Origin of the sequence: Mycobacterium sp., assembly GCF_049280035.1 — a bacterium.
Taxonomy (GTDB): Bacteria; Actinomycetota; Actinomycetes; order Mycobacteriales; family Mycobacteriaceae; genus Mycobacterium.
Map to the genome: position 1 here is coordinate 1 of NZ_JBAPPI010000343.1, position 16125 is coordinate 16125.

Consider the following 16125-nt stretch of genomic DNA (forward strand, 5'->3'; position numbering starts at 1 on the left):
CGGGCAGCGCGGCGACGCCGGCCAGCGCTTCAGCGATCTGGGGTCGCAGATCGGCTACCTCGCTCAGGTCGATGCTGAGGCGACGACGCACACCGGCCTGGGTCAGCTCGGCGGTTCGGCGCAGCCAGCGGGCCGGGCCGCCGAGGAACTGCCCGATCCCATAGGCCCGACGCAGGTACAAGTGCGCGTCGTGCTCCCAGGTGATGCCGATGCCGCCGAGCACTTGGATGCAGTCCTTGACGTTGGCCTTCACCGCCTCGATCCCGATGCCGGCGGCGATAGCCGCGGCAATGGCCAACTGGCGGTGATCGTCTTCGCCGGCGGCACGGGCGGCATCGGCGGCGGCCACCGCCACCTGCTCGGCACGGCACAGCATTTCGGCGCACAGGTGCTTGATCGCCTGGAAGCTGCCGATCGGCTTGCCGAACTGCTCGCGCACCTTCGCATACCCGACGGCGGTATTCAGCGCCCAACGGGCGATACCCGCCGCTTCGGCGGACAGCAGAGTCGCGGCCAGGTCCCCCACCCGGTCCGCCGCGGCGTCCAAGACCGTGGCCGGCGCCGAGGTCAGCACCACCCGCGCCAGCGGCCGGGAGAAGTCGGTGGCCGGCAGCGGCTCGACCGCCACACCATCGGCAGAGCCATCGACGAGCAGCCACTTTCCGCCGGCCGGCACCAACAGCAGGCCGTCGGCGACCGCGCCCAGCACCCGGGGCAGGGCGCCCGACGCCCGAGAGGTGGCTTCGTTGAACTCCACGTCGAATTCGACGTCACCGTCGAGTGCCACTCCGGCGGTCCGTTCGCCCGACGCGAGTGCGGCGCGCAGCTGCGGATCGGCAACCACCAGCGTGGCCAGAGCAGTCGTCGCTACTGGACCGGGCACCAGGGCTTTGGCGGCCTCTTCAACCATCGCGCACAGATCCTCGATGCTGCCGCCGGCCCCGCCGCAGTCCTCGGGAACCGCGACACCGAACAATCCCAGATCGTTCAGGCCGCCAAAAACCGGTCGCCAGGCGTCCGGCTCGCCCTGTTCGATCGCCCGGACCGCGACCGTCGCGCCGGACGCTGAGGCCCAACCACGCACCAACTCCCGCGCCGCGAGCTGTTCGTCGGTGACGGTCTTGCTGATGGTCGTGGCCACCTGGACTCCTCGGTCGACGTAAACGGCGCTGCCCGAGACGCCCCGCGCAGCACTAGAACGTGTTCTAATAGTGCCAGCGATCGACCGTCAAGTCGAATGCCATCGCAGCAGGACATCCGGGTGTCCCGGCGGCACGGAGGTGAGAAATTCGCGCTCGGCATGCGTATCGTTTCGAGCGAGGACGCAAGAAAAGGAGCTGTCCGTCAAATGTCGTTGCCAGCGAACGCCGACTCGGGTCAACCCTCGAGCACGACCACCGCGCAGCCTCGTGAGGTGTTGAACGTGGCGGTATTGGCCGAGTCCGAGCTCGGGTCTGAGGCGCAGCGCGAGCGTCGCAAACGCATCCTGGACGCGACGATGGCCATCGCCTCCAAAGGCGGCTACGAGGCGGTTCAGATGCGCGCGGTCGCCGACCGCGCGGACGTCGCGGTGGGCACGCTGTACCGGTATTTCCCTTCGAAGGTGCATCTATTGGTTTCCGCGCTGGGCCGGGAATTTGAGCGGATCGACGCCAAGACCGACCGCTCCAGCCTGACCGGCGGGACGCCGTACCAGCGGCTGAGTTTCATGGTCAGCAAACTCAACCGCGCGATGCAGCGCAATCCGCTGCTGACTGAGGCGATGACCCGTGCCTACGTGTTCGCCGACGCCTCCGCGGCGGGTGAGGTCGATCACGCCGAGAAGATCATCGACTCGATGTTCGCCCGTGCGATGAGCGACGGCGAACCAACTGAGGAGCAGTACCACATCGCTCGGGTGATCTCGAATGTGTGGACATCGAACCTGTTGGCCTGGCTGACCAGGAGGGCATCGGCCACCGACGTCAGCAAGCGACTCGATCTGGCGGTGCGGCTGCTGATCGGCAACGGGGACAACGCCAACGTCTGACCGGTCAGGCTGGTGGCCCGGCAGTACGTCCGCGGATCAGCTCGGTGTCGAGCACCTCGACCGTGGGTTGGATATTGCCTTCATGCAAGAGCTCGCCGGCTCGGCGGCCCTTCTGCAGGCTCGGCTGCGCCACCGTGGTCAGACCGCGGCTGATGGCCTCGGATATGCCGTCGAAGCCGGTGACGGTCATTTGGCCCGGCGCGTACGTGCCGCGGCCGCGCAGGTAATCCATCGCCGATAAGGCCAGCACGTCGGCGGTGCACATCAGCGCGGTGATCCGCGGATTGGCCGCTAGCGCAACCTTGGCAGCATCGCCGCCGGATGCCGGCGTGTGCTCGTAGCTTTCCACCACGGTCAGCGACTCCGGGTCGACGCCCGCCGCGGCCATCGCGTCGCGGACACCGCCGATGCGTTCGCTCTGCACGTGAAACGTCGACGAGCGAAGGCGTTGGGAGTCGACCAGGCCCTGGCGATGGTCACGGCGCAGCCGCATCGTCAAAAGTCCGATCTCCCGATGGCCCAAACCGAGCAGGTAATCTCCGAGCTTGCGCATCGCCCCCCGATCGTCAATGCCCACCGCGGATGCACCGGGAACTTCTTTGGGCTGGTCGACCACCACCATCGGCAGTCGCCGTTGCTGCACGACCTGCAGGTAGGGATCGTCTCTGGCTGCCGAGTAGACCACGAACCCGTCGACCCCCGCCGCGAGCACTGATGCCGTCCCATCGGCGACACTGCGGCTTGGGCCGACCGCCACCAGCATCAGCCCCTGCCCCAGCTCTTCGCACGACTGGGCAAGTCCTGCAACGAAATCCAGGGCGGCCGGGTCGCTGAACGAATAGGTGAGCGGTTCGGTGATCATCAGGCCCACTGCCCCGGCCCTGCGGGTGCGCAGCGATCGCGCCACCGGATCGGGTCCGGGATAGCCGATGCGCTTGGCCGTGGCGAGCACTTTTTCGCGCAGCTCGGGGGAGAGCTGATCCGGCCGGTTGTAGGCATTCGAGATGGTGGTGCGCGATACCTTGAGCTCAGCCGCCAGCGATGCCAGGGTCGCCCGCCCTCGCGGCGTGGGGCTCATGCCGTCTGAGGCTACCGGGCATTCCGGCCGGATTACACGAGTTGGCGTCCGGTCGTCCGCGCCGCCTGATGCCTCACGTCTGGGCGGTGGGCCGCACGACGACCTCGCCGATGTCGACGCCGGGCGACCGCATCGGGCGGCATCGCGATGACGTCGACCATCGCCTCCCAGTCATCGACGCGAAGCTCGTCGAACCGCGAGACCGGCATGATGCCGGCGTTGCTGACCAGAACATCGAGCTGGCCGTAGGTTCCAGCGGCCAGCGAGACAAACTCCATCAGGTCACCGCGCGATCTGACGTCGGTCGCCTTGGCAACTGCCTCGCCGCCGGCCGCCGAGAGCCGCGCGGCCACTGCGTTCAGCTTGTCGGGGTTGCGCGCGCCCAATGCCAGCTTGGCCCCGCATGCAGCGAGCAGCGACGCGGTCGCCTCACCAATCCCACTGCTGGCACCCGTGATCGCTACTACCTTGCCGTCAATCGTCACGGGCCAGAAGCTACGCGTGCGGACCCGTCTTAAGCTAGCGGTCGTGGCCTCTATCGACCTCAACGCCGACCTGGGCGAGGGCTTCGGCGTCTGGCGGCTCGGCGACGACGACGCCATGCTCAGAATTGTCACCAGCGCCAACGTGGCCTGCGGGTTCCACGCCGGCGACCCGGCCGGGCTGTTGCGGGTGTGCCGGCTGGCCGCCGAGCGCGGTGTGCGCATCGGCGCACAGGTCAGCTATCGCGACTTGGCGGGATTCGGCCGGCGGTTCATCGACGTGACGCCGGAGGATCTGCTCGCCGACGTCGTGTACCAGATCGGCGCGTTACACGGGCTCGCCCGGGCAGCTGGCTCCGCGGTGTCCTACGTCAAACCCCATGGCGCGCTGTATAACACGATCATGACCAACCGTGAGCAAGCCGCCGCCGTCGCGCAGGCGGTGCAGAAGGTCGATGCCGGCCTACCGGTGCTCGGCCTGGCGGGTTCGGCGTTCTTCGAGGAGGCGCAACGGCGCGGCTTGCGTACCGTGCCGGAGGCATTCGCCGATCGCGCCTACCAGCCGGGCGGCGGGCTGGTGTCCCGCCGGGAACCCGACGCGGTGCTGCACGATCCGGCGGCTATCGCCGAACGGGTGGTGGCCATGGTGACCACCGGACACGTCACCGCCGTCGACGGGTCGGTGCTCGATGTGCACGTGAAATCGGTTTGCGTGCATGGTGATTCACCCGGTGCAGTGCAGATCGCGACGGCAGTGCGGGATCGGTTGAAGGCTGACGGGATCGACCTGAAGGCGTTCTGCTGATGCGGCTGCGACCCGGACGTCCCGACATCGAGCGGTATGCGCACCGGTTCAACGTGCCGGTCGCCGAATCCGGCGCGCCGCTGACCGCGACGTGGCTGGGGGTGGCGACGCTGCTGCTCGACGACGGGGCCTCGACGCTGATGACCGACGGCTTCTTCTCCCGGCCCAGCCTGACGCGGGTGGCGTTGGGCAAGATTTCACCGTCGCTAGCGCGGGTCGACGGATGCCTGGCGCGGCTGAAGCTCACACGGCTGGAGGCGGTCATCCCGGTGCACACGCATTTCGACCATGCGCTGGATTCCGCGCTGGTCGCAGATCGCACCGGCGCGCGGCTGGTCGGGGGCGAATCGGCGGCCAACGTCGGCCGTGGCTACGGTCTGACCGCGGACCGCCTTGTGGTCGCTGTCCCCGGCGCGCCAATTCGTTTGGGCGCCTTCGACGTAACGCTGCTGAAGTCACATCACAGCCCACCCGACCGGTTCCCTGGAGAGATCACCGCACCGGTGGTACCGCCGGTGAAGGTGTCGGCCTACCGGTGCGGCGAATCCTGGTCGACGCTGGTGCATCACCGGCCGTCACACCGGCGGCTGTTGATCCAGGGCAGCGCCGGGTTCGTCAAGGGCCTGCTGGCCGGCCAGCGCGCCGAGGTCGTCTATCTCGGCGTAGGCCAGCTAGGCTTGCAGCCCGAGCGGTATTTCGTCGAATACTGGACGGAGACCGTGCGCGCCGTGGGCGCGCGCCGGGTGGTGTTGATCCACTGGGACGACTTCTTCCAACCGTTGTCAAAACCGTTGCGGGCGTTGCCCTACGCGGGCGACGACTTGGACGTTTCGCTGCGCGTCCTGAGCAAGCTGGCCGAGCAAGACGGTATCGCGCTGGATATGCCGACGGTGTGGCAGCGCGAAGACCCGTGGGCCTGAGTTTGACGCTACTTCTGGCTCTGCTGTCGCTGGCGGTGGTTTTGGCGTTCGCGGTTGCCCGTCCACGGGGTTGGCCCGAGGCGTTCGCCGCCGTCCCGGCGGTCGTCGTCCTGATAGCCGTCCGCGCGATCTCAACGCACGACGCGGCCGCAGAAGCGGCCCGACTGTCGCGCGTCGTCGCTTTCCTGGGCGCGGTGCTGGTGTTGGCCAAAATGTGCGACGACGAAGGCCTGTTCGAGGCGGCCGGGGCGGCAATGGCACGCGCCCGCTCCGGATCCCAACCTCTGCTGCGGCAAGTGTTCGCTATTGCCGCCACGATCACCGCGGTACTGAGCCTGGACGCCACCGTTGTGCTGCTGACACCGGTGGTGCTGACCACCGTGCGGCGGCTGCGGGCACCGGTGCGGCCGCACGCCTACGCGACGGCACACCTGGCCAACGCGGCGTCGCTACTGCTTCCGGTGTCAAACCTGACCAACCTGCTCGCATTTCACGTCGCCAACGTGTCGTTCACCAAGTTCACCGCGGTGATGGCGCTGCCCTGGCTGGCCGCGGTCGGCACCGTTTACCTGGTCTTCCGGGTGTTCTTCCGGCGGGATCTCAGCGTGCAGCCCGATCCTCCTGAAGAGAATGAGCCAGCACCGCAGACACCGGTGTTCGCGTTGGTGGTGGTGGCGCTGACGCTGGTCGGATTCGTGATCGCCGAGGCGGCCGGGGTGGCGCCGGCCTGGGCGGCGCTCGCCGGGGCGACGGTGCTGGCGATACGAAGCCTGGCGCGACGGCACACCACCGCGGTGGCGATCGTGCGCGCGGTGAACATACCGTTTCTGGTGTTCGTGCTGGCGTTGGGCGTCGTGGTGCAGGCGGTCATGCAGAACGGTGTGTCCGACCGGATGAGCGCGTTGTTGCCGTCCGGTTCCGGCCTGCCCGCGCTGCTCGGCTTCGCGGTGGTGGCCGCGGTGCTGGCCAACATCGTCAACAACTTGCCCGCGACACTGGTGTTGGTACCGCTGGTGGCGCCGAGCGGGCCAGCGGCGGTGCTGGCCGTGCTGATCGGCGTGAACATCGGGCCCAACCTGACTTATGTCGGTTCGCTATCAAACCTGTTATGGCGCAGCGTGTTACGTCGGTACGGCGTTCCGGCCAGCGTCGGCGAGTACACCAGGCTCGGGCTGTGCACCGTGCCTACGGCGCTGGTAGCGGCAGTGCTGGCGCTGTGGGCCGGTGTGCGGTTGCTGGGACTCTAGAACTCAGCAGCATCATCAGCCCCCGGAGTCGCTCCGAGGAGAGACAGTCTCTTCTCCAATTTGAGAGTGCATCCGATATCAAGGGTCCGGTGATATCGCATGCGCCTTCGTTTCTCAACACGGTGGCCCACCACCTGAGGGTGCTGGTGTGAGCCCTGTGGCGAATGAGTCAGCGACGGTTTGCCGGTGGCAGCGGCATACCGAGTTCGGCCATCACGGTGCGCAGCGTCGCGGGGTAGTTGGTGATGATGCCGTCGACGCCGTCGGCGATCTGGGCCCGCATGTCGTCGGCGTCGTCGACAGTCCACGGAATGATACTGAGCCGCAAGGAATGTGCCCGGTCAACCAAAGACTTGTCGACCAAAGAATAATCGGGCGAAAGGATGTTCGCGCCAACCATCGTGGCACCAAGCACCGGATCACCGACGACTCTGGGGTTGACGCCTGCCAGCCAGGGCGAATCCGGAACCCAGGTCTGGGCATCCCATAAGGCCACCACAGGAATCGCCGGCTCGGCCAGGTGCACGAGCGGCAATGTTCGCCAATCGAAGCTTTGGATTTCAACACGGTCGGCCTTGCCCGCCGACTTGACTGCAGCCAGCACCACGTCGACGAACTCGTGCGGCTGGGCCGATATGGCCGGGCGATCGGCCGCGACCTTGGTTTCGATGTTAAAGCGCACATCGGCCCGATACGAGTCCACGAGTGAGAAGACGTCCGGCAAGGTGGCTATTTTATTGTGCTGCACCACTTCTGCGTGCGAAAGTTGGCCGTTCGGCTTGCCACAGTCCAGCGTTTGGATCTGCGCCACGGTCAGGTCGTGCACCTGTTTTCCGACGTAGGGGTACGACGGGTCGCCGCTGAAAGCCGGCCCGGTGTCGGCGCACTGTTGCGGCTCGATGATCGGGTCATGCCATACCAGTGGTTGGCGATCCTTGGTGATGTTGATGTCGAGTTCCAGTGTGCTGACACCGAGTTCGAGCGATTTGGCGAAGGCACGCAACGATTCGCCGGTCGCCGCGCCGCGTCCACCGGCGTGGGCCTGCAGGTCGAATCCCGGCAACTCCCCAGCCACCCCCGGCGCCGGAGCCAGCGCCGCCGCCACCAAGGCCGCGGATAGCAGAGCGCCCAGCCGGAAAGGCTTAACTCGCATAGGCCGGCCCCTGCGGCAACAAGTGCCGGTGGACGAGCTTGTGCCAACGCCGTTGCCGGTAACGGTATATGCCAACGGCGATAGCCGCGACGAAAGCCGTGGCGGGGCCGGCATCGATATCGACTGTGTCGCTATAGCGGCAGTGGTTCTCGTCCGTCGGTTCGACGTGCAGGGTGTGGTTCCAGGCGCGAAGGACGCCGCCGTGCTCGTGGCTCCGGATCGTCCTGCTTGTCTCGTCGACCTCGGCGATCTCGATGGTGTGCCGATAGGCGGGTACGAGGTGGAAGGCGAACAGCCAGGCGGTGCCGCGCTCGCCGGGCCGCAGTGGCTCCGCGCGTCCTGCCAGCGCAGGAACGCCGAACAGACCCCTGCACACATAAAGGAAGGTGGCCGGCGACTGCATCGCATACCAAACGCGTTCGGCACTGGTAGGGAGGATCGTCTCGAGGTGGATGGTCCGCATCGACGGCTCCTTCGCATGTTAGGGTGCCCTAATTCTGCGGGTTGACGTCGTGATTGACTACTCGCATTCGTGAGCGGAGGGAATCATCGCCCCGCCGGACCGATTTCGGCCCCGTAAGCAGCCGACACAGGACCGGGCCGCCAAGACCCGACAACGGATCCTCGAGGCGGCAGCTCAGGTTTTCGCGGAGCACGGCTACGTCGCCGGGACCACCAACCGCATCGCCGAGCAGGCCGGATATCTAAGCCGCCGCTAGCGCCTGCGCTGACGGGCGATCTCAGCCAGCACCACCCCGGCGGCCACCGAGGCGTTCAACGATTCGGCGGGGCCGGCCATCGGGATCGACACCACCGCATCGCAATTCTGACGCACCAGCCGCGACAGCCCCTTTCCTTCCGATCCGACGACGACTACCAGCGGACCCTCGGCGTCCAAATCGTCGAGGACGGTGTCGCCGTCGGCATCCAGCCCGATTAGCTGCAGACCGCGATCGGCCCAATCCTTCAGTGTCCGATTGAGATTGGTAGCTCGCGCGATAGGAATCCGCGCAGCGGCACCGGCGCTGGTGCGCCACGCCACCGCTGTCACCGAGGCGGAGCGCCGCTGCGGGATCAACACCCCATGACCGGCGAACGCCGCGACCGACCGAACGATCGCGCCCAGGTTGCGCGGATCGGAGATGTTGTCCAACGCGACCAGCAGTGCGGGTGGGGTATCCAAGGCCACCTCGAGCAGCTCGTCGGGATGGAGGTACTCGTAGGGCGGCACCTGTAACGCGATCCCTTGATGCAGGCCATTGGTCGTCATCCGATCCAGGTCGATGCGCGGCACTTCGAGGATCGCGATACCGGAATCGGCTGCCAGCGTGACGGATTCGGTGAGTCGCTCGTCGGCCTGGGCCCCGAGCGCAACGTAGAGCGCGGTCGCCGGAACCCCGGCGCGCAGGCATTCCAATACCGGGTTTCGTCCCAGGACTGTTTCGACGTCGTCGTGGCTGCGTTTAGCGGGCCGGCGCTGCCGCGCTTTGACCTGCTTGGCGGCCGGATGGTACGGCCGCATATGCGCGGGCGGAGTGGCGCCGCGGCCTTCTAGCCCGCGGCGTCGTTGGCCGCCGGAGCCGACGGTCGGCCCTTTCTTGGTGCCGGCTTTGCGTACCGCTCCGCGGCGGCGCGAATTACCGGCCATCGGCTTGGGAGCCCAGCGACCACTGCGGGCCATCGGGAGTGTCGGTGACCTCGATACCGGCGTCCTTGAGCCGATCCCGGATCTCGTCGGCCAACTTCCAGTCGCGCTGCTCGCGGGCCTGCTCGCGCCGCTGCACCTCGGAGCGCACCAGCACGTCGACCGCTGCCAGCGCGGCCGACGTCTCGTCGTGTGACTCCCAGCGCTCGTTGAGCGGGTCGCAGCCGAGAATGCCCATCATCGCGCGGATGGCGGCGGCGTGCACCATCGCGCCGTCGTGGTCACCGGCGTCAAGTGCACGGTTGCCCTCCGCGCGGGCGTGGTGCACCTCGGCCAGCGCGACCGGCACCGCCAGGTCGTCGTTGAGTGCTGCGGCGAACTGCGGCGTCCACTGCCCTGGTTCGATGGCGCCGACCCGGTTGCGCACCCGGTGCAGGAAGTCTTCAATCCCGACGTAGGCGTTGACCGCGTCGTGCAACGCGGTCTCGGAGAACTCCAGCATCGAGCGGTAATGCGCGCTGCCGAGGTAGTAACGCAGCTCGGCGGGCCGAACACGCTGCAACATGGCGGGGATCGCCAACACGTTGCCCAGCGACTTGCTCATCTTCTCGCCACCCATGGTGACCCAGCCGTTGTGCAACCAGTAGCGGGCGAACCCGTCGCCGGCAGCACGGCTTTGAGCAATCTCGTTCTCGTGATGTGGGAACACTAAATCCATTCCCCCGCAATGGATATCGAACTCAGCGCCCAGATATTCGTGTGCCATCGCCACGCATTCGGTGTGCCAGCCGGGACGTCCACGTCCCCACGGCGTGGGCCACGAGGGCTCGCCGGGCTTGGCACCCTTCCACAGCGTGAAGTCGCGCTGATCACGCTTGCCGGTCGCCACTCCCTCGCCTTGGTGGACGTCGTCGATCTTGTGTCCGGACAGCTGGCCGTATTCGGGGTAGCTCAGTACGTCGAAGTAGACATCGCCACAGCCGGTGTAGGCGTTGCCGGTCTCAATCAGCCGCTCGATCAACTCCACCATCTGGGTGATGTGGCCGGTGGCCCGCGGCTCGGCCGACGGCGGCAAGACGCCCAGGGCGTCGTAGGCGGCGGAAAACGCCCGCTCGTAGGTGGCGGCCCATTCCCACCACGGCCGGCCCGCGGCGGCGGCTTTGTTGAGGATTTTGTCGTCGATGTCGGTGACGTTGCGGATAAATGCGACGTCGCAGCCCCGCGCCATCAGCCAGCGGCGCAGGATGTCGAACGCCACGCCGCTGCGTACGTGGCCGATGTGCGGCAGACCTTGCACGGTCGCGCCGCACAGGTAGATGGAGACGTGCCCGGGCCGCAGCGGAACGAACTCACGCACGGCACCGGTTGCCGTGTCGTATAGCCGCAGGTCGGCGCGATCGGTCACGACGTGCCAGCTTACCGGGCCAGAGCTTTGCCGATGACCAGCGTGGGCGCCACGGAGTCGATTCGATTCACAAAGCTCACCGGATACGGCATGTGCGCTCTCCGAACATGGGAAACGATCAGCGCGATGTGAAAAGTCCGATAAGTAGAACTGTCATCGCGCCAACTAGCCGACGGTTCCTTGGACCTCGATCAGCAAAGCCGTGGCGATCGCGGCCCGGCCCTCGCCGCGACCGGTCAGCCCCAGCCCGTCGGTGGTGGTGGCCGACACCGATACCGGCGCGTCCAGGAGGTCTGACAACACTCGCTGCGCTTCGGCGCGGCGCGGGCCGACTCTGGGACGGTTGCCGATGACCTGCACCGCCGCGTTGCCGACCCGGTAGCCCTGCCCGGCGATCAGGTCGGCGACGTGGCGCAGCATGTCGACCCCGCTGACCCCGGCCCAGCGTGGGTCGTCGACACCGAACACGTCGCCGATGTCGCCCAGTCCGCTCGCCGATAGCAGCGCGTCGCACATCGCATGCACGGCAACGTCGCCGTCGGAATGCCCGGCGCACCCGTCTGCGTCGGGAAACAGCAGACCGAGCAGCCAGCACGGCGTACCGGCTTCGATGGCGTGCACGTCAGTGCCCAGACCTATCCGCACGTTCCCTGCTTCACAATCGCTTGCGCCAGCAAGATGTCCAACCGAGTGGTGATCTTGAACGCCAACGGGTCGCCGTCGACCACCTGTACCTGACCGCCGATGTGCTCGACCATGGACGCGTCGTCGGTGAAGTCCGCCCCAGTAAGGTCAGCGGCTCGCTGGTATGCACGCAGCAGCAGTTCGGTGGCGAATCCCTGCGGGGTCTGGACGGCTAGCAGGCCGGCACGCTCCGGCGTCCCCAACACCACCCCGTTGGCGTCGACGGCCTTAACGGTGTCGGAAAGCGGCAGCGCAGGCACGACAGCCGAATGCCCGGCGTGCAGCGCCTCAACCACACGCACCACCAACCCCGGCGGCGTCAGCGCCCGCGCGGCATCGTGGACCAGCACGAAGTTGGGTTGTTCTGCGTCTGCGACCGCAGCCAACGCCCGGCTTACCGACTCGCTGCGATTCGCGCCACCGGCGACGACGGTCGCCTCGCGGCCGAGGATCAATTTGGCCTGATCGGTGCGGTCAGGCGGCACCGCGACCACGACCCGGTCGACCACACCAGACTCAATTAGGCCGCTGACGGCGCGCTCAACGAGCGTGCGTCCGTCAAGGTGAAAGAACGCCTTGGGCACACCGGCGGCCAGCCGTTGGCCCGAGCCGGCGGCAGGGACCACCGCGACTGTGTCCGTCACCCCGGCCCCTGCGCGTCAGGGATTCAAGACGCGGCGGCCAGAACCTCGTCGAGGATGGTTTCCGCCCTGGCGTCGTCGGTGCTTTCGGCCAGTGCCAGCTCGCCGACCAGGATCTGCCGGGCCTTGGCCAGCATGCGCTTCTCGCCTGCGGACAGGCCGCGTTCCTGGTCGCGGCGCCACAGGTCGCGCACCACCTCGGCGACCTTGTGGACGTCACCGGACGCCAGCTTCTCGAGATTGGCCTTGTAGCGGCGGGACCAGTTGGTCGGTTCTTCGGTGTGCGGTGCACGCAGCACCTGGAACACCTTGTCAAGGCCTTCCTCACCGACCACATCGCGGACGCCGACGTACTCGGCGTTGTCAGCGGGCACTCGAACGGTCAGGTCGCCCTGCGCCACTTTCAAGACGAGATATTCCTTTTGTTCCCCTTTAATGGTTCGGGTTTCGATCGCCTCGATTAACGCAGCACCGTGGTGTGGATAGACAACGGTGTCTCCGACCTTGAAGATCATCTGATTCGGGCCCCTTTCGTTACTCCATGCTAACACGCGGCTCCGACACGTGCGTAACAACGGTGCAGGTCAGGGGCACCGCACGTGAAGAGAGGGGGTTGACAGACGGGAAGATTCATGCAACGCACCGACCTATCGGGAACCCGATGGACGCCCCCCGGAGGGCTCCAGGTTTGCGCTGTTCGGCACGCTCAAGATCATACTGCGCTGCTCTGAGGCCTCAGCTACCGCCCGCCTTATCGACCTACTACTGTGCATAGTCGAACGTTTAGCCAACAGAGCACAGTGCCATGAGTCGGCCGAGCAGGAGGCTTTGAGTGAATCGCTTCGACTACCGCGACTCGAACCCCCGCTCGACCCGCCGCGCAACCAGGGTCGCCGCCCTTGCGGCAAGTGGCCTCATCGGCGCCGTCGCGCTCGCCGGCTGCAGCGCCGGTCAGCTCTCCCAGACCGCCAGCCAGGAGTCCGCCGTCGACGGGAACAAGGCGGTGATCAAGAATCTCGCGCTGCGCAATGTCCGGATCCAGGCCCAACAGAACACCGACTTCCTGCGCCCGGGCACAACGGTGGACTTGGTGCTTGTTGTCATCAACGAGTCGCCGGATGTTGCCGACAAGCTGGTCGGCATCTCCACCGATATCGGCAAGGTGACCGTGACCGGCAATCCCACGGTGCCCGCCGGTGGGACGCTTTTCGTCGGCACTCCAAGCGGGCAGAACCGGAAGGCCGTGGAGGCCGTGGAGGCCGCCGAAAGCGTCAAAGCGACGGTGGCACTGGACAAGCAGATCACCAACGGCCCGAACTACAACTTCACCTTCGATTTCGAGAAGGCTGGCAGCGTGAGCCTGGCGGTGCCGATTTCGGCGCCCGAGGGTTCCCCATTGTCGGCCGAGCATCCCTAAATCTGTCGGCCCGGCCGGATACGGTCACCAGGTGGCCAAGGCACGTTCGCAGTACCGCTGTTCGGAATGTCGCCACATCACCGCCAAGTGGGTAGGGCGCTGCCTGGAGTGCGGCAGCTGGGGCTCCGTCGACGAAGTGGCGGTACTCAGCGCGGTCCGAAGCGCCACCCGCCACTCGGTGGCCACTTCTTCAGCTGCGGTTCCGATCAGTTCCATCGAACCCCGCGGCACCTGTCATTGCCCCACCGGTATCGATGAGCTCGACCGTGTGCTGGGCGGCGGGGTGGTGCCGGGCTCGGTCACCCTGCTCGCCGGCGATCCGGGGGTGGGCAAGTCGACGCTGCTGCTCAAGGTCGCCCATCAATGGGCAGAGTCAGGGCAGCGCGCGTTGTACGTCTCCGGCGAGGAGTCGCGCGGCCAGATCCGGATGCGCGCCGACCGGACCGGCTGCAGCCATCACGAGCTTTACCTGGCCGCCGAGTCCGACCTGCAGGCGGTGCTCAGCCACATCGACGCGGTGCAGCCCACGCTGGTCGTCGTCGACTCGGTGCAGACCATGTCCAGCACTGACGCCGACGGCGTGGCCGGCGGCGTCACCCAGGTGCGCGCGGTGACCACCGCGCTGACCGCCGCAGCGAAGACCACCGGTGTGCCGCTGATCCTGGTCGGCCATGTCACCAAGGACGGGGCCATCGCCGGGCCCCGCTCGCTGGAACATCTGGTCGACGTCGTGCTGCATTTCGAGGGAGACCGCAACTCGCTGCTGCGGATGGTCCGCGGCGTCAAGAATCGGTTCGGCGCAGCCGATGAAGTCGGTTGTTTTCTACTGCAGGACAACGGGATTGAGGGTATCGCCGACCCGTCCGGGCTCTTTCTGGATCAGCGGCCGCAGCCTGTCGCGGGGACTGCCATCACGGTGACCCTGGACGGTAAGCGACCTCTAATCGGCGAAGTTCAGGCGTTGCTGGCAACGCCTGCGGGCGGCTCGCCCCGACGCGCCGTCAGCGGGATCGACCACGCCCGGGCGGCTATGATCGCCGCGGTGCTAGAAAAGCACGCCCGCCTCAAGATCGCGGTTAACGACGTCTACCTGTCCACCGTGGGCGGTATGCGGCTGACCGATCCGTCATCGGACCTGGCGGTCGCGATCGCGCTGGCTTCGGCGTACGTCAACCTGCCGTTGCCGGCCACCGCGGTGATGATCGGTGAAGTCGGTTTGGCGGGCGATCTGCGACGGGTCAGCGGCATGGAGCGGCGGCTGGCCGAAGCGGCCCGGCAGGGGTTCACCACCGCGCTGATCCCGCCGGGCTGTGATGCGGTGCCGACGGGCATTCAGGCGCTGGAGGCGGCCAACATCGTCGCAGCGCTAGAGCACATGCTCAACATCGCCGAGCACCGCGCCAACGCACCAACATCACCACAACGACTGGACATAGCGCAGAATGACTGGCAATGACTGCCGGCAAAGTAACGACAATCGGCGCCGTGCCGCCGCCGCGTCCCACCCTGCGTGAGGCCGTCGCACGGCTGGCGCCGGGAACTGCGCTGCGCGACGGCCTGGAACGCATCCTGCGCGGCCGGACCGGTGCCCTGATAGTCCTCGGATGCGACGACAGCGTAGAGGCGATCTGCGACGGCGGCTTCTCGCTCGACGTGCGGTATGCGCCGACCAGGTTGCGGGAGCTGTGCAAGATGGACGGTGCGGTGGTGCTGTCCACCGACGGCAGCCGGATCCTGCGGGCCAACGTGCAGCTGGTGCCCGACCCGTCGATACCCACCGACGAGTCCGGGACCCGGCACCGCTCGGCCGAGCGGGCCGCCATCCAGACCGGCTACCCGGTGGTCTCGGTCAGCCATTCGATGAGCATCGTGACCGTCTACCTCGGCGGCGAGCGCCACGTGCTGGCCGATTCGGCGACTATCTTGTCGAGAGCCAACCAGGCCCTCGCCACGCTGGAACGCTATAAGACCCGGCTTGACGAGGTCAGCGGACAACTGTCACGGGCCGAGATCGAGGACTTCGTCACGCTGCGCGATGTGATGACCGTCGTGCAGCGACTCGAGCTGGTCCGCCGGATCGGTCTGGTGATCGACTATGACGCCGTCGAGCTGGGTACCGATGGACGTCAGCTGCGGCTTCAGCTGGAGGAATTGCTCGGCGGCAACGACATCGCCCGTGAGCTGATCGTGCGCGACTACCACGCCAATCCCGAACCGTTGTCCAAGGAGGAGGTCGAGGCAATCCTCGCCGAGCTGGATAACCTGTCCGACACCGAGTTGATCGACTTCACCGCGCTGGCAAAGGTTTTCGGATATCCGCCGACGGATGAGGCCCAAGACTCGGCGATGAACTCACGCGGTTATCGCGCGATGGCCGGTATCCCCCGGCTGCAGTTCGCTCACGCCGACCGGCTGGTCCGCGAGTTCGGGTCGTTGCAGGGTCTGCTCGCGGCCAGTGCCAGCGATCTGGAGGCGGTCGAAGGGATCGGCGCGATCTGGGCACGGCAGGTCCGCGAGGGGCTGTCGCATCTGGCCGAGTCGACCATCGCCGACCCGCTCGGCTAGCGGCCTGGGCCAGGTGGCGGACCAGGCGGCGGCCCGACCGGCGCCGGGCCGGGC

17 protein-coding genes and 1 pseudogene are annotated in these 16125 nt (G+C 67.0%); 8 read left to right on the forward strand and 10 right to left on the reverse strand.

Going from position 1 to position 16125, the window contains the following annotated elements; all coding sequences use genetic code 11:
• On the reverse strand, positions 1-1129 hold a 1129-nt coding region (locus tag WAN71_RS11490; protein ID WP_422225457.1), incomplete at its 3' end, for an acyl-CoA dehydrogenase family protein.
• Positions 1130-1423: 294 nt separating this feature from the next.
• On the opposite strand from WAN71_RS11490, the gene kstR reads away from it, so the two are divergent.
• Positions 1424-2029, forward strand: coding sequence for a cholesterol catabolism transcriptional regulator KstR (kstR, locus tag WAN71_RS11495; protein WP_422225458.1), 606 nt, complete (start codon positions 1424-1426; stop codon positions 2027-2029).
• 4 nt (positions 2030-2033) lie between these two features.
• Here kstR and WAN71_RS11500 read toward each other — a convergent pair whose 3' ends face one another.
• Positions 2034-3107 (reverse strand): substrate-binding domain-containing protein, encoded by a 1074-nt coding sequence (locus WAN71_RS11500; protein WP_422225444.1) that lies wholly within the window; start codon positions 3105-3107, stop codon positions 2034-2036.
• A 32-nt stretch (positions 3108-3139) separates the two neighbouring features.
• Entirely contained in the window at positions 3140-3592 is a 453-nt protein-coding gene (locus WAN71_RS11505) for an SDR family oxidoreductase (RefSeq protein WP_422225445.1), read from the reverse strand.
• A 43-nt stretch (positions 3593-3635) separates the two neighbouring features.
• On the opposite strand from WAN71_RS11505, the gene WAN71_RS11510 reads away from it, so the two are divergent.
• Genes WAN71_RS11510 through WAN71_RS11520 form a run of 3 tightly spaced genes read left to right on the forward strand, consistent with a single transcriptional unit; the run spans position 3636 to position 6561 of the window.
• Complete coding sequence (locus tag WAN71_RS11510; protein ID WP_422225446.1) at positions 3636-4394, forward strand: LamB/YcsF family protein; 759 nt, start codon at positions 3636-3638, stop codon at positions 4392-4394.
• Positions 4394-5314 carry an MBL fold metallo-hydrolase gene (locus tag WAN71_RS11515; RefSeq protein WP_422225447.1) on the forward strand — a complete coding sequence of 307 codons (921 nt, stop codon included), beginning with the start codon at positions 4394-4396 and terminating at the stop codon, positions 5312-5314. Before WAN71_RS11510 ends, WAN71_RS11515 begins: the two co-directional genes overlap by 1 nt.
• Before the next feature lie 2 nt (positions 5315-5316).
• Positions 5317-6561, forward strand: coding sequence for an SLC13 family permease (locus tag WAN71_RS11520; RefSeq protein WP_422225459.1), 1245 nt, complete (start codon positions 5317-5319; stop codon positions 6559-6561).
• A 169-nt stretch (positions 6562-6730) separates the two neighbouring features.
• Here the strand turns inward: WAN71_RS11520 and WAN71_RS11525 are convergent, their stop codons facing one another.
• Together WAN71_RS11525 and WAN71_RS11530 are read right to left on the reverse strand one after the other, a co-directional pair.
• A complete protein-coding gene (locus WAN71_RS11525; RefSeq protein ID WP_422225448.1) occupies positions 6731-7714 on the reverse strand; it encodes a glycerophosphodiester phosphodiesterase family protein in 984 nt (327 codons plus the stop codon).
• Complete coding sequence (locus WAN71_RS11530) at positions 7704-8177, reverse strand: hypothetical protein (RefSeq protein WP_422225449.1); 474 nt, start codon at positions 8175-8177, stop codon at positions 7704-7706. The genes WAN71_RS11525 and WAN71_RS11530 overlap by 11 nt, the downstream gene beginning before the upstream one ends.
• An 82-nt stretch (positions 8178-8259) precedes the next feature.
• Here WAN71_RS11530 and WAN71_RS11535 point away from each other — a divergent pair.
• Positions 8260-8412, forward strand: a pseudogene (locus tag WAN71_RS11535) (TetR family transcriptional regulator); the annotation flags it as partial.
• Positions 8413-8429: 17 nt separating this feature from the next.
• On the opposite strand, the gene rlmB reads toward WAN71_RS11535, so the two are convergent.
• The 5 genes from rlmB to carD all read right to left on the reverse strand — a co-directional run bounded on the left by rlmB (position 8430) and on the right by carD (position 12604).
• Positions 8430-9362, reverse strand: coding sequence for a 23S rRNA (guanosine(2251)-2'-O)-methyltransferase RlmB (gene rlmB / locus WAN71_RS11540; RefSeq protein WP_422225460.1), 933 nt, complete (start codon positions 9360-9362; stop codon positions 8430-8432).
• On the reverse strand, positions 9352-10764 hold the full coding sequence (gene cysS / locus WAN71_RS11545) for a cysteine--tRNA ligase (protein ID WP_422225450.1): 1413 nt from the start codon (positions 10762-10764) through the stop codon (positions 9352-9354). The genes rlmB and cysS overlap by 11 nt, the downstream gene beginning before the upstream one ends.
• Before the next feature lie 165 nt (positions 10765-10929).
• Positions 10930-11409 carry a 2-C-methyl-D-erythritol 2,4-cyclodiphosphate synthase gene (gene ispF / locus WAN71_RS11550; protein WP_422225451.1) on the reverse strand — a complete coding sequence of 160 codons (480 nt, stop codon included), beginning with the start codon at positions 11407-11409 and terminating at the stop codon, positions 10930-10932.
• On the reverse strand, positions 11400-12092 hold the full coding sequence (gene ispD, locus WAN71_RS11555; protein ID WP_422225452.1) for a 2-C-methyl-D-erythritol 4-phosphate cytidylyltransferase: 693 nt from the start codon (positions 12090-12092) through the stop codon (positions 11400-11402). Before ispD ends, ispF begins: the two co-directional genes overlap by 10 nt.
• 23 nt (positions 12093-12115) lie before the next feature.
• On the reverse strand, positions 12116-12604 hold the full coding sequence (carD, locus tag WAN71_RS11560; protein WP_422225453.1) for an RNA polymerase-binding transcription factor CarD: 489 nt from the start codon (positions 12602-12604) through the stop codon (positions 12116-12118).
• A gap of 317 nt (positions 12605-12921) precedes the next feature.
• On the opposite strand from carD, the gene WAN71_RS11565 reads away from it, so the two are divergent.
• Genes WAN71_RS11565 through disA form a run of 3 tightly spaced genes read left to right on the forward strand, consistent with a single transcriptional unit; the run spans position 12922 to position 16071 of the window.
• Entirely contained in the window at positions 12922-13506 is a 585-nt protein-coding gene (locus tag WAN71_RS11565) for a hypothetical protein (RefSeq protein WP_422225454.1), read from the forward strand.
• Between the two features lie 31 nt (positions 13507-13537).
• A complete protein-coding gene (gene radA, locus WAN71_RS11570) occupies positions 13538-14962 on the forward strand; it encodes a DNA repair protein RadA (RefSeq protein ID WP_422225455.1) in 1425 nt (474 codons plus the stop codon).
• Complete coding sequence (gene disA / locus WAN71_RS11575) at positions 14959-16071, forward strand: DNA integrity scanning diadenylate cyclase DisA (protein WP_422225456.1); 1113 nt, start codon at positions 14959-14961, stop codon at positions 16069-16071. Before radA ends, disA begins: the two co-directional genes overlap by 4 nt.
• Positions 16072-16125: the final 54 nt, after the last annotated feature.